Here is a 12,565-nt window from a genome sequence, read left to right on the forward strand (position 1 = left end):
TTCTCTTATTTCTTAGCAGATAATATGCTATTCCCAATCTTTTTCTTACTTTTGCAAAGGCTTCTAACGCCCATAAAGATAAGAACCTATGGAACCCAACAATTCGTTTACGTTATTAGATAAGTATCAAATACCCGTAGTAGAGGCAAGTCATGGATACCATCTTGTGCTAGCATCACCAGGATGTGGTAAGACACATATACTGGCAGAGAGGATAAGATATGCAAAGGAGAAGGGTGTGAGATACGAGGATATGCTCTGTCTTACGTTCACAAATCGTGCTGCAAGAGAGATGACGAATCGTATTCAGAAGGTTGTTGGAGGCGATAGCACAGAGCTGATGGTGGGTAATGTACATCGGTTCTGCTCTAAGTTCCTTTTCGAGCAAGATAAGATTCCTGCAGACTCCGCTATTATTGACGATGAGGAAGCCGTGAGTATCATTGCAGACTATCGTAACGAAGATGAGGAAGGAGTAACAAGAGACTTCAATAGATATAAAGGCTATCAGACGATTATCTTCTTCCAGCACTTCATCTATCAGATGGAACATCAGCATCCGTGGAAGTATTACCTCCACCCAGAGAGTTTCACGGATGATGACCGAGAGGCTATTAAGCAGATATGCAAGTCGCAGAAGAGAGAATATAACGAACAAGCGGTGATTGAGATCTATCATCATGCACAGCAATACATGGACGAGGCCAACGTGCCAGGACTAGATGCAAAGACTGCCGATAGGATTCGTGTGTTGCTTTGGAAGATGTATTATGCTGCTTGTTATGCTCAATACAAAGAAGAGAACCATCTGCTCGACTTCGAAGACTTGTTACTAAAGACTTACGACATCTACAGTACCGATGATACATGTAAGCGTTATAAGTGGATTCAGGTAGATGAAGTGCAGGACCTCAATGGTATGCAGCTCGCTATCATTGACTTGCTCACTGCCAAAGATAATCCAATGGTGATGTATCTGGGAGACGAACAACAAGCAATATTCTCTTTTATGGGTGCCAAAGTGGAGACACTCACCCTGCTCAAGATGCGGTGTAAGGGCAATATTCATCACCTACAACGAAACCATCGTTCACCAAAGTACCTGCTTGATGTCTTTAACGATTACGCAGAAAAACAACTGAAGATAGACCGTGAGTTACTTCCTGCCTCTGACAATGATGTGAAAGCTAAGCCCGATGACTTACGAATTATCCATAGTAGTACGATTGACTCGGAACGACAAGAGGTTACAGATGTAGCTTGTAACCTTTATGAACAAAACAAAGAAGAACGAACGGCAGTGATAGTCAGTTCTAATTCAGATGCAGATTATATTAGCGAGACAATGGACAAAGTAGGACTGACACACTTTAAGGTATCTGGTCGCGACCTCTTTGATACACCCGATGTTAAGCTCTTACTGTCTCATCTCAGTGTTCTTGCCAACGAACATAACTCTATTGCATGGACACGTATAATGAAAGGTGTGCGTGCTTTTCCTTCACATGCTTTGGCACGACGCTTCAATTGGAAACTGAAGCAACTCGCACTTTCGCCTTCCGACTTCCTTCTTTATCCTGACACTTGCTACACAGCAGAATTTCTTAAAGCTTACGATGAAGAAGAAATGGTTGTATTCGATACTGAAACAACTGGCTTAGACGTATTTGCTGATGACATTATAGAGATTGCAGCCATGAAGATTAAAGGTGGGGAAATAGTTGGAGAGCCGCTCGACCTTTATATAACGACTGACAAGCCTATCTTACCAAAGCTTGGCGACAAAGATAATCCTATGTATGCTATCTATCATGAGAAGCTCGCTGCAGAGGAACTTATCACTCCTCAAGAGGCCTTACAACGCTTTCTTGCCTACATTGGAACACGTCCTATCCTCGGACATAACGCCAATTACGATTACAATATCATTGACAATTGTCTGCAAAGATATTGCAACGACACACTGAAAGCCCATAAGAACCCATGCTTCGACTCGCTAAAACTGATACGACTTCTCTCTCCGAGCCTTCATTCTTATAAGTTAGAATCGCTCTTAGAGACGTTTCAACTGACAGGAAAGAATAGTCATCAGGCTATTGATGACGTGGGAGCAACGATGAGCCTCGTCCGTCTTTGTGCCAAAAAGGCACGTGAGAAGCAACCACAACAACAGTCTTTTTTCCAACATCCAAAGGTAAAACCATTCATAAATACCCTTCGCAACAACTATGGAGAGCTTTATTTGAATGGTGTCCAACATCTTTATGCATTAGCTACGAACGAAGAACCTGCCCTCGTTCAGGAATTATCGTCTGCTTACAACGCCTTGCATACAGATGGATTAATCAATGAGATTCCTCGGTTAGATTACGTTTTGCGTTATCTGCGCATAGATATGCTGACGGACAATGCAATGGAAAATGCGCTTGTTCAGCAACTCTCCCAATATATTATGGATATCAACACACTGAAAGAAGCTGACTTCTGCAATAGTAAGAGTATCCGTGAGCGTGTTTATGTAACGACAGTGCATAAGGCAAAGGGACTGGAGTTTGATAATGTTATTGTGTTTGATGCTGCCGACGGACGTTATCCCAACGCCTTCAATAAGAATAAAAAGCAAGACGAAGAAGATGCTCGCAAGTTCTATGTAGCAATGTCGCGTGCCAAGCGCCGTCTCTACATTGCTTATTCTCTACAAATGATTGACCGCTATGGTCGCGTGCATAACCGTGAATTAACACCCTTTATGGATGCAATACAGAGACGTTTCAATGGGTAAAAAGATTTCTTTCGAAAAGATATTATATAATTCATAATGACCCTATGTATGGTATAGAATAATAGGCAATAATAACCTTACGTTTACAATTACTTGCCAAGTAAATTGGCTGTTTCAGATATTTAAAAGAACCGTCAAATATAGCTACTCTTATTTCAGATATCTATCGCACTCGTCTTAGATATCTATCGCGTTCGTCACAGATATCTGCCAGTACCGAATTAGATATCATACCAGATAACAACCTTTATAGTGCTATATGATGGTACTTGAGAGATATCCATTCAACTGAAGATGTATGAATCTCATTATTCGTAATCTTCCAATTTAAGCATTATTATTATCTACTGAGCCACACAATATGTTGTTTAAGATTATATTATATAGAAGTGAAAATTTATTGTAATCGTCCTCTTTACGAAATAATCTCTCCGCTTTCTTCTATTGAGTATAAAGAAATATAATGTCATATTTTTTAAGAAATAAATATTACCTAACGAGATTCTTAATATATTTATAATTACAACAACAGAAAATGGTGAAAGCGATATGGTTAATTCCAACTTTATTACTATTTTTGCAGAAAATTAGAATTGCTATGGGAGATAGGATAAGAATTAAAGATATAGCAGCGAAAGCAGGTGTAAGTGTCGGCACTGTTGACAGAGTATTACACAAGCGCCCTAATGTCTCTAAATTGGCAAAAGAAAAGGTAGAGAAGATTCTAAATGAAATTAATTATCAACCTAATGTCTATGCAAGCGTATTAGCCTACAATAAAACCTATACCTTTTATTGCGTTCTGCCTAAACACACAAGCGAGGCTTATTGGGAAGAGATAGAGTTAGGAGCAATAAAGGCAGTTGAGCTTAGATGCGATTTTCATTTAAATATAAAACTAAGGCACTTCAGCCGCTTGCACCCAGAAACCTATCTGGAAACTTGTCGTAAGTGTTTAGAAGAAAAGCCAGATGGAGTTATATTAGTACCTACCACTTTAGATGCAACAAAGGTTTTCACAGATGAGCTTCACAAGCGAGATATTCCATTTGTATTGTTAGATTCAAATATGCCAGACCTGAAACCATTATCGTTTTACGGGCAGGATTCTTTCCAAAGTGGATATTTCGCTGCAAAGATGTTTATGCTAATTGCGCAAAAGGAAAAGTCTATATTGTTGGTTCGACAAACATTCGAAGGAAAGGTTACAAGCCGACAACAAGAAAATCGCGAAGTGGGATTTCGTCGCTATATGGAACAATATTATCCACAAGTAGAAATTAAGACTCTTAATTTGCCAATGGGCGAAAGTAGGGCTACTTATAATGCTCTATTAGACGAGTTTTTTAATGCAAATCCAAATATTCATCATTGTTTCACAACCAATTCGAGAGCGTATATTATAGGTGAATTTATATTAGAAACGAACAAAAAGAATGTTCAGGTGATGGGGTACGATATGGTACCTAAGAATGCTGAATGTGTGCGACGTGGTAGCATCTCTTTTCTAATAGCACAACATGCCTATCAGCAAGGTTTCTCAAGTGTAGACGCTTTATTTCAAAAAACAGTACTGAAAAAAGATGTTCGCCCAATTAACTATATGCCAATAGAGCTCCTATCAAAAGAGAATATAGATTTCTATCATCGCACAAGAATATAGAATAGTAAACAAAACGCTATAAAGCAAAAATAGAATGGACATTATACAACGCAATTTCTTCAAGCTTATTCGTTCTGGAGCCTTCAACGATAAATCAACGATAGAGGCTATGTCGTCATTTAAATGGAGAAGACTGTACGAGATTGTGATGTTTCAAAACGTACTCGATTATTTCGTGCGAGGTGTAAACAACAATGCCAACGATAAAAATCTGAATTTACCAGCTAAACTCATAGACGAGATTCAAGCTAAGTTAGATTTACAAGACGAGAAGCAAAGTAGCAGACAAGAAGACGATAAAATTATTGGAGATGATGCGGAACTTAGTAATAAGTGGCTGAATAAGAGGTATCATAAGATAATCTATAACGAGATGCATAGTATAGATACATCTACCGAAACATTAAGAATGCTGCAACTTATTGTCTTTAATACGAACGCAATGCTTAATCGTGGTATAAATCTTGATGCCATTATAAGGTTAGGGCAGTTCTTAAGAAATAAGGGCGATAAAGTTGATTTCTTAAAGTTAGAGAAATGGCTTTCGGCACTCCATCTGCAGCGTATGGCACAACTTCAGGGGAGCATTCTTATTGCGGTATTTGGATTTGAGAAAGACGAGATAGACTTCGTGAAAAAGGAAGAACCAGTTGCTTATAAACTAACCATAAAGATTATTTCAAATTTGGTTAAGGATACCGCTGGCGAATGGCACTTTAGGCAAAATTCCGCAGGGTTTGTACAAAACAATGGGAAAATGTTGCGTAGAAACCTTCGTAGAAGCTACAAATATATAAGCTATGCGCCAATAGAAACTACTAGTAACTTTATTAATGGTTTTATTAAGGGACTATCGGAGATAGAAGAATAGACAACTATCTCTGACTACACAATATGTGCATCTAATTAAAACTTAGATTATACTTCTTCGGAAAGCTGCCAAAGCACTTCGGTTAGTCCTTTAGGAACTTTATTAAGTAAAGATGCTGCAGCCGAGAATGTAAATCCTTCGTATTCAAAGCCCATTAAATGTTTTGGAGCTGTTATTTTGTTTTGAAGAACATATCGTGTCATAGCACCGCGACAGCTTTTTGCATAAACCGTTATGTTTTTTAGCTTCGTGCCATTAAAGACTTTAAAAAGTGGCTGAACAACAGATACCTCGTTTAGCACTTTCTTCCAATCGAATATATGCTGATACTCTTCTGTAGCCAAATGCAATAGAATGCCATCGTCTGCTTTTACCGATTTTATTAGTACATCGGTTAGCAGAGGCTTCCAATAGTCGAAAACACTTCTATCATTGCTTGCGTTGAGTACAATTTTTCCTTCGAGTCTATATGGGTGTATTAAGTTATGTGGGCGTAACATTCCATACAAGAAACTTAATATCCACAAATGTTTATTAGCAAACTCCATATCGCTATTTGTAAGTGTATGTGCCTTTAAACATTTATAGGCTTGTCCGTTATATGCTAAAATTGCAGGCAGCTTATTTTCTTGATTAAAGAAATCGATAAAGTTCTGCTTAGCCACTTGGGCTAAACTTGTGCTACATTTTAGTTCCTGTTTTAGTTCTTCAATAGAATGCTGTGCTAATTCTAATGCAAAGCTTTCTGCTTTGTTTTGGAATAATGGAACTGTATATTTATTTTGTTCCATTTTTGTTACAGCCTTCATTAGTTTAGCCGATGAAAGAATAATTTGCATACGTTTGTTTTTTAAATATCAGCAAGCCAGTTTAATATGCCTTCGCAACCATCTTCTATCAAATCTAATGCAAATTCAAAGTCTTCTGCACCTCCATAGTATGGGTCGGGTACTGATTCTTCGCCTTTATACTGCGAAAAGAAATCTTTCATCTTAACCACTTTGTTTCGTTGTTCTGCATTCTTTGCCTGTGCGCATATTTCTGAATAGTTGTCGTTATCCATTACGATGATATAGTCGAACGCATCAAAATCTGTTGCTTTATTAAATTGTCGTGCTATGTGGTTAATATTATAGCCGCGTTTTGCTCCATGTTCGCGCATTCTTCTATCTGGTAGGTCGCCAACATGCCAATTGCCAATTCCTGCAGAATCGATACTAAACTTATGCGACAGTTCTTTGCTTTCTACCAAACGATGCATTACTGCATCTGCTGCTGGCGAACGACAAATGTTTCCTAAACAAATAAATAGTAATTTATAATGGTTTGCTTTATTTGATGGAGTATTCATATTCTGATATCCTTATTTGTAATCTGTATTTTTATGTATGCTAAAGTTTTCTTCCTACTTAATTTATCATTTAGTTTAGGGCTATATACAAAACTTCATAAAAGTAGTCTCTATTTAGAGCCTTCTAAACTGCGCGAAACACTGAAGTTTTTCTTATCAAGTAGAGCTTCTATTGTATAGCAAACACCTGGAACAACATCTATAGTAATAGTTTTACTGTATAGTGTGTTATGGGCAAAGCTCTTTTTAAATATATTATATTCAAAGCATTCTAACTCTATTTTGTGTTTACCTTTGGCTATTAAATAGCCTTTTGTCGATGAAAAGCAAGCGCCACGACCATTTACAATGCCATCGACACTTTGAATTGATACACATTCAATATGTTGAGACTTAAATTTTTCTGGTAGTATTAACCTACCATATTTTGGATTCTTACGTACCCAACTATTTTTTGCAACTATAAACACTATACCAATGCTACTTAGCCATAAGAGGGGCATAATGCAACTTACTATGGAGAGGAGAGATACCGTATAGCCACAAAACGAAAATGGCTGAAACGAAAAATTAGAATTTAACAGCAAATAGACGGTTGCAATAAATGCAAATGTTTCTAACAATATAGATACTATTGCCCAAATGGGAAGTGTTTTAAGGCTTGGAATGGGGAGAGGTTTCGAGTATTTAAATATTGCATAATATATAAGCCAAAGCAGAATGATCGCAAATGCGTTTGCAATTATAGATTCCATATTGTTGTAAGTTATTTCATAAAAAAATAGTATTCCCTTTTAATTTAATAAAGCAGGTTATACATTAATAGCACCTATGCCGAATGTTCAACTTTGCTTAATATTCTAATTCGGCAGTGCAAATTTATAGTTTTAATTCTATATAGCAGTATCTTTCTCTACATTTTAACGTTAATATCTATATCTTTACATAATACAGTTTAGCCAAACATTAGCTTATTATCAATTTGGCAGATTTTATTTTCTTGTTGGTGTCCTATTTCCATTTCTAACTTGCTGCGAACGCTATGTATTCGTAATAAAGTAAAACGATACTTTCGACAATAGAATTTGCTGATGTTTTAATAGTTGATTTTAATATTAATCTACACTAATGAAACATCTACACGCACGTCTCGTATCAACGAGATACTGATTAAACATTATTATTTACACGTAAGTAAAACTTTATTTACGTGTAAGTAAAACTTTACTTACGTGTAAGTAGAACTTTATTTACGTGTAAATAAAACTGCGCTTAGCATTAAAAAATAATGTATCTTGCTTATAAAAACGTTACGGATATATATTAGAAGCAAAAGAATGAAATGGAAACATTATTGCGCACTTGTATAGTAGTGCTCTATACACACTATTTAGCGGTGTGCTTTCAATATATGGTTGTTTTGTTCAGCTATTGTTATATTTCTTTTATTTACTAAGGTCTTAGTAAGTTCTCAAAACAGTTTTAGAACCAAACTATTCATAAGAATTTTGCAAAGCACCAAAATATTTGTATTTTTGCACCGGTCTAAAAAATGTAATTATGGTAATAGATTTTGATAAAATAACAGAGGAACACATAGAAGGTTTCAAAGGGGGAGAAGGAAAGTTAGATACTCGTGCTTATGTAGACAATAAGGCGCGTATTATGTATTCAACACTCCGACCGGGAGCACGAAGTGGAGAGCATCTTCATAGTGGAACATTTGAAGTGATGTATGTAATTAGTGGAGAACTAACAGCATATTGTGATGGTGTGAAAGAAATAGTTAGAGTAGGGCAGATGCATTATTGTCCTGAAGGACATAACCATTGGTTTGAAAACAATACCGACCACGATGTTGTATATCTTGCTATAGTTCCTACTTTAGGTTAAGCACCATAAAATAAGGTGAGAGACTATTTTTAATCTCTCACCTTATTTTATTATAGAACAATCTTAGTTATTTTCCACCTTCCATAACACCTTCTATATATATACGTGTCATTTCAGTTCTTGCATTAGACTTTATCGTAATGCTCTTTTTAAAATGTCCTGTAAACTTTCCTTGCCCATTATATGTTATTTCAATTGAACCTTTTTGTCCAGGAGCAATAGGACGCCTATCATATTTAGGTATTGTACAACCACAACTGGCTATTACCTCGTTTATAACTAAAGGAGCATTTCCTACGTTCGTAAAAGTAAATACAGCCTTTTTCACAGGAGAACTTGCAGGAAATGTACCAACATTAATTGTTATCTGGTCGAATTTAAACTCAGCTTGATTTTGTGCAGACACCATAGTTATGCCTATTGTCATAAACAAAATCATTAATACTAACTTCTTCATATATTTATTCTTTTTTTGGTTTTAATTATGATGCAAAAATAATGATAAAGTTTATTCTTTCTTTCGTAATTTATTTAAATTAACATTACCATCTTATAACTTAACGTCCATTAGAGATATAAGAATATATCTGAGTGCTACAATAGGACTACTTTGTTCGTGTGTATAAACAGTGGAACACTAAAAGCAAAGAAATTTGTTGTTATATGCTTTGTTACTCTTTTTTTGTACGAAGAATTATACTTGTAGCTCCAATAGTGAATAGAGTTCCATCTGAAATTCTTCTGCGCTCATTGTCAGCAAGAATTTCATTATCAACAAATGTCCCTGTATTTGAAGGACCATCTTTTAATTCATATTCTAAAATACCTCTTTTGTTTCTCGTTACATTGATACTGCAATGTGTCATATCAACACTAGGATCATCAGTTTCTATTGGACAAGTAATAGGATTTCCCTTCATATAACGACCTATTGTATTCTTTCCCAACTGCAATGGTAGCACCTGTTTATAATGAAATACATTTTCAATTACATATAATGAACCATAATCGAGTGTATCTCCATTTAAATCATCTAAAGTCTTTTTCTGAGGAAGATTGTCTTTATTTGTTGAGACTCCATATTTAATGCTAAATTGTTTATTACACGTAGGACAATTAAAAGAGAGTCTCTGTCCTATTGTGTGTTTTGTTTCATCAAAAATAATGAAGTTCTTGCATTTAGGGCAACGTATCTTTTTCATATATTGCTTCTAATCTTTAAAATCCATGCTTGCTCAAAACTGTCATTACCTCTGAGATTGCTCAGTTGGTTTGCTGCAATTTGAGCACTTTTATATCGTCCGTATATAACTTTTACACTTCCAGAACCTTTATATATGTATGCATCTTTAAATCCTTCTTGCTGAAGTTTCTTAATGAAACCATTTGCATTTTTCTCTGTTACGTGGCTTGCTAAAACTAAACTCCAATAAAAATTGGAAGTTTGAGTTGGTATTTTACTATTTAAATGTTTTGGTTTTCTCAGAGAACTTTTCTGTTTCTTAATAGATTCTGTTGAATTAAATAGTTCACAAAATACACCACTTTTTATTTCTTTAGGTATACTATTTGTGTGTTTCTCTGATGTAAATCCAACCACAAATATAAATGTAATCAGAAAAGCAGCAACCACAATATCCTTTATAAGCTTAATACTTACATTTAGTTGTTTCTCTCCATCATTATCTGTGTCAATATAAAAGGAATGTTGCCTTGTGTTTCTCCCCTTCTTTATTAAGACACTTTGCTCTTCTGTATTTTCTTTATTATGATATTTCTCTATTTCAAAATAATAAAGTCCATAGTATTTAGGAGTTAATAAGCCACCTTCGTAAGGTTCAAATGCTATTTTGTCGGTGCCTTCACGTTTAAGAACTCCAAGTCCTTTTAATTCGAAGCAACCAACTTCGGCTAAAGAATCAAGAATACTATTAACTTCTAATTCAATTTCTCGCATTGCTTCAGGATAGCTTAAGTCGTAAGTTTCAATATACGATTGAGCAAGCAGCGAATCATTCATTTTTAGCACAGGATTAAAACCGACAGTACGATAAGGTGGAAGGTATATATTTTCGGCTTCTTCGTAGTATGCTTCGCTATAATATGCAACAAATCCACCAAGTCCAGGGACAATGATACAATCATTTTCCAATAATAATATCTCAATATGTCGATCTATTCTTAGCATTGTTTGCAAATTTACGGATTTTCCTTTTAAGCAGCAAACTCTACATACAATAAAAAACTTATTACCTTTCTGATAATAAGTTTTTTATGTATTTACAGTGTTTTTTATCTTATTCTATCAGCTGCACGCACAAGAGCTTCGTCAGCTTTAATTGCTCGTCTCGCCAATATAATTAGGATAAACGAGATGCAAGGTAAAAATGATGTAACTTTAATATGAAATTCTTGTCCCTCTAACATAAATTGGCAAAGTAGCAAATATGCAAGAGACCACAAAATAATGAGTAATATAATAAGAATACAGAAAGTTATCTGCCGTTTCCTATTTTTATAATCCATTATTGTGAATAAATGTAACGGAAGTGTTACAAGTAGGATAGCAAATAATGGCCATACTTTAAAATCTTTCATTCCATTTGCACTCACTATCCATAAATTTGTCATCTCACTTGCAGGCATCATACCATTAGAACTTATTAAGCCAATTGGCATACAAAGGCAAATAATAAGAATAATGAATGATAAAAGAAGAAAGATGGTCTGTTTCCGTTGTATCATACTTGAGATGCTTCGTCTTCTATATTATCTTTTGCAGGATCGCGCCAATAGATGTTACCATCTAAAAATTCTTGAGTTGCCAATAAAGTAGGTTTTGGAAGTTTCTCATAATATCTACTAATTTCTATTTGTTCGCGATTTTCGAAAACTTCCTCTAAAGAATCACTATAAGAAGCAAACTCTGCAAGTTTTTTACTGAGGTCTTGCTTTATTTCAACTGAAATTTGATTAGCACGCTTGGCTATGATTGCAACACTTTCGTATATGTTATCAGTCTCTGTCCATAGTTCTACCATATCACGAGTTATGGTATTTACCGGTGCCTTAGATTTCTTGTAATCCATTTACTTATGTTTATTTTATGCTTATTAATTCTTTATTTTGCTTTTGCTATAAACTCTTTACACTTTTCAATGTATTTCTCGGCTGTTCCTCGTTCTTTCGAATCTGGATATTCATTTATAAAGCCGTAGCATTCATCTTCTGCGTCTTGATAGCGTTGCAATTTCTTTTCTTCGACACTCATTTGCGCTAATTCATATTTACTTTTCATAATGAGTGTTGCAAAATCTTCACGCAATGCTGAATATGGATAATCATTTAACGCATTTTGTGCGGTAATAATGCAAGCTTCATAGTTATTGCCACCATCGTTTCCGCAGTTGCCGAAGTATGAACCTAAGTTATAATAAAGCTTTGCATTTAAATATTCTTTACGAATTAATTTATCTTGCAAAGCGAATAATCGTTGCTGTGCAGTTCCTTTCATTTTCCCATTGGGATATAAATCTAAGTAATCTTGAAAAGCTGCAATAGCTGCAACAGTTGGCGTTTGGTCTAAACGTGCTTCAGGCGTTCCTTCATATAAACTTTGTCCTATATAAAATGAAGCCATTTCTGCATAATATCCTTGTGGATATGTTTGATAATACTTTTTAAAAGCTTCTGAAGCTGCTTCGTAATCACGTAGCTCATATTCTGCCATTGCTAACATATAAAGGCATTCTTGTGCATTATCAGTACCTTTCTGAATGGTTACTAAATCTTGGAGTAATGGAACTGCAGCACTATATTTCCCACGTGCAAAACATTCTTTTGCGAACTCATACTTATATGTATAGTTCGTACTTTTATACACTTGATTATATTCTTGTGCACAACTCACTACGAGGAGTGAAAGAATAAAGCTAATGAGAATATTCTTCTTCATAAATTAATTTTGAAATGCAAAGTTACATATAATTTCATAATAAACAAAGG

General features: G+C 35.3%; 13 protein-coding genes. 4 read left to right on the forward strand and 9 right to left on the reverse strand.

Annotated elements, in window-relative coordinates:
* Positions 1-88 precede the first annotated feature (88 nt).
* The 3 genes from DX009_RS04545 (at position 89) to DX009_RS04555 (ending at position 5,316) form a co-directional block, all read left to right on the forward strand.
* Entirely contained in the window at positions 89-2,782 is a 2,694-nt protein-coding gene (locus tag DX009_RS04545; protein ID WP_115083156.1) for a 3'-5' exonuclease, read from the forward strand.
* 598 nt (positions 2,783-3,380) lie between these two features.
* Positions 3,381-4,445, forward strand: coding sequence for a LacI family DNA-binding transcriptional regulator (locus tag DX009_RS04550; RefSeq protein WP_040595405.1), 1,065 nt, complete (start codon positions 3,381-3,383; stop codon positions 4,443-4,445).
* Positions 4,446-4,479: 34 nt separating this feature from the next.
* Complete coding sequence (locus DX009_RS04555) at positions 4,480-5,316, forward strand: hypothetical protein (protein ID WP_006045070.1); 837 nt, start codon at positions 4,480-4,482, stop codon at positions 5,314-5,316.
* Between the two features lie 47 nt (positions 5,317-5,363).
* Here the strand turns inward: DX009_RS04555 and DX009_RS04560 are convergent, their stop codons facing one another.
* The 3 genes from DX009_RS04560 to DX009_RS13510 form a co-directional block, all read right to left on the reverse strand.
* The gene (locus DX009_RS04560) at positions 5,364-6,155 is read right to left on the reverse strand and encodes a YaaA family protein (RefSeq protein WP_115083157.1); all 792 of its coding nucleotides are present in this window, start codon (positions 6,153-6,155) and stop codon (positions 5,364-5,366) included.
* An 11-nt stretch (positions 6,156-6,166) separates the two neighbouring features.
* Positions 6,167-6,667, reverse strand: a complete 501-nt coding sequence (locus DX009_RS04565) for a low molecular weight protein-tyrosine-phosphatase (RefSeq protein WP_004363914.1) — start codon at positions 6,665-6,667, stop codon at positions 6,167-6,169.
* Positions 6,668-6,777: 110 nt separating this feature from the next.
* Entirely contained in the window at positions 6,778-7,170 is a 393-nt protein-coding gene (locus DX009_RS13510) for a hypothetical protein (protein WP_245944586.1), read from the reverse strand.
* A 1,057-nt stretch (positions 7,171-8,227) separates the two neighbouring features.
* Between DX009_RS13510 and DX009_RS04575 the strand changes: the two genes are divergently transcribed.
* Positions 8,228-8,560 carry a cupin domain-containing protein gene (locus DX009_RS04575; RefSeq protein ID WP_006045067.1) on the forward strand — a complete coding sequence of 111 codons (333 nt, stop codon included), beginning with the start codon at positions 8,228-8,230 and terminating at the stop codon, positions 8,558-8,560.
* Positions 8,561-8,627: 67 nt separating this feature from the next.
* On the opposite strand, the gene DX009_RS04580 is transcribed toward DX009_RS04575, so the two are convergent.
* The 6 genes from DX009_RS04580 to DX009_RS04605 all read right to left on the reverse strand — a co-directional run bounded on the left by DX009_RS04580 (position 8,628) and on the right by DX009_RS04605 (position 12,515).
* Positions 8,628-9,017, reverse strand: a complete 390-nt coding sequence (locus DX009_RS04580) for a DUF1573 domain-containing protein (protein WP_006045066.1) — start codon at positions 9,015-9,017, stop codon at positions 8,628-8,630.
* A 214-nt stretch (positions 9,018-9,231) separates the two neighbouring features.
* Positions 9,232-9,762 carry an FHA domain-containing protein gene (locus tag DX009_RS04585; protein ID WP_115083159.1) on the reverse strand — a complete coding sequence of 177 codons (531 nt, stop codon included), beginning with the start codon at positions 9,760-9,762 and terminating at the stop codon, positions 9,232-9,234.
* Positions 9,759-10,748, reverse strand: a complete 990-nt coding sequence (locus DX009_RS04590) for an HU domain-containing protein (protein ID WP_115083160.1) — start codon at positions 10,746-10,748, stop codon at positions 9,759-9,761. The genes DX009_RS04585 and DX009_RS04590 overlap by 4 nt, the downstream gene beginning before the upstream one ends.
* Positions 10,749-10,852: 104 nt before the next feature.
* Positions 10,853-11,305 (reverse strand): DUF4293 domain-containing protein, encoded by a 453-nt coding sequence (locus DX009_RS04595; RefSeq protein WP_115083161.1) that lies wholly within the window; start codon positions 11,303-11,305, stop codon positions 10,853-10,855.
* Positions 11,302-11,649: a DNA-directed RNA polymerase subunit omega gene (locus tag DX009_RS04600; RefSeq protein ID WP_006045062.1), complete on the reverse strand. Its 348-nt coding sequence runs from the start codon at positions 11,647-11,649 to the stop codon at positions 11,302-11,304. The genes DX009_RS04595 and DX009_RS04600 overlap by 4 nt, the downstream gene beginning before the upstream one ends.
* A gap of 32 nt (positions 11,650-11,681) precedes the next feature.
* On the reverse strand, positions 11,682-12,515 hold the full coding sequence (locus DX009_RS04605) for an outer membrane protein assembly factor BamD (RefSeq protein WP_115083162.1): 834 nt from the start codon (positions 12,513-12,515) through the stop codon (positions 11,682-11,684).
* Positions 12,516-12,565: the final 50 nt, after the last annotated feature.

Origin of the sequence: Prevotella pallens, from assembly GCF_900454935.1 — a bacterium.
Lineage (GTDB): Bacteria > Bacteroidota > Bacteroidia > Bacteroidales > Bacteroidaceae > Prevotella > Prevotella pallens.

Excerpts from the sequence above, each read along its gene's own strand:
- DX009_RS04580 (WP_006045066.1), bottom strand. The coding sequence starts at position 9,017 with ATGAAGAAGTTAGTATTAATGATTTTGTTTATGACAATAGGCATAACT.
- DX009_RS04555 (WP_006045070.1), top strand. The coding sequence starts at position 4,480 with ATGGACATTATACAACGCAATTTCTTCAAGCTTATTCGTTCTGGAGCC.
- DX009_RS04590 (WP_115083160.1), bottom strand. The coding sequence starts at position 10,748 with ATGCTAAGAATAGATCGACATATTGAGATATTATTATTGGAAAATGAT.
- DX009_RS04565 (WP_004363914.1), bottom strand. The coding sequence starts at position 6,667 with ATGAATACTCCATCAAATAAAGCAAACCATTATAAATTACTATTTATT.
- DX009_RS04595 (WP_115083161.1), bottom strand. The coding sequence starts at position 11,305 with ATGATACAACGGAAACAGACCATCTTTCTTCTTTTATCATTCATTATT.
- DX009_RS04550 (WP_040595405.1), top strand. The coding sequence starts at position 3,381 with ATGGGAGATAGGATAAGAATTAAAGATATAGCAGCGAAAGCAGGTGTA.
- DX009_RS04560 (WP_115083157.1), bottom strand. The coding sequence starts at position 6,155 with ATGCAAATTATTCTTTCATCGGCTAAACTAATGAAGGCTGTAACAAAA.
- DX009_RS13510 (WP_245944586.1), bottom strand. The coding sequence starts at position 7,170 with ATGCCCCTCTTATGGCTAAGTAGCATTGGTATAGTGTTTATAGTTGCA.
- DX009_RS04605 (WP_115083162.1), bottom strand. The coding sequence starts at position 12,515 with ATGAAGAAGAATATTCTCATTAGCTTTATTCTTTCACTCCTCGTAGTG.
- DX009_RS04545 (WP_115083156.1), top strand. The coding sequence starts at position 89 with ATGGAACCCAACAATTCGTTTACGTTATTAGATAAGTATCAAATACCC.
- DX009_RS04585 (WP_115083159.1), bottom strand. The coding sequence starts at position 9,762 with ATGAAAAAGATACGTTGCCCTAAATGCAAGAACTTCATTATTTTTGAT.
- DX009_RS04600 (WP_006045062.1), bottom strand. The coding sequence starts at position 11,649 with ATGGATTACAAGAAATCTAAGGCACCGGTAAATACCATAACTCGTGAT.
- DX009_RS04575 (WP_006045067.1), top strand. The coding sequence starts at position 8,228 with ATGGTAATAGATTTTGATAAAATAACAGAGGAACACATAGAAGGTTTC.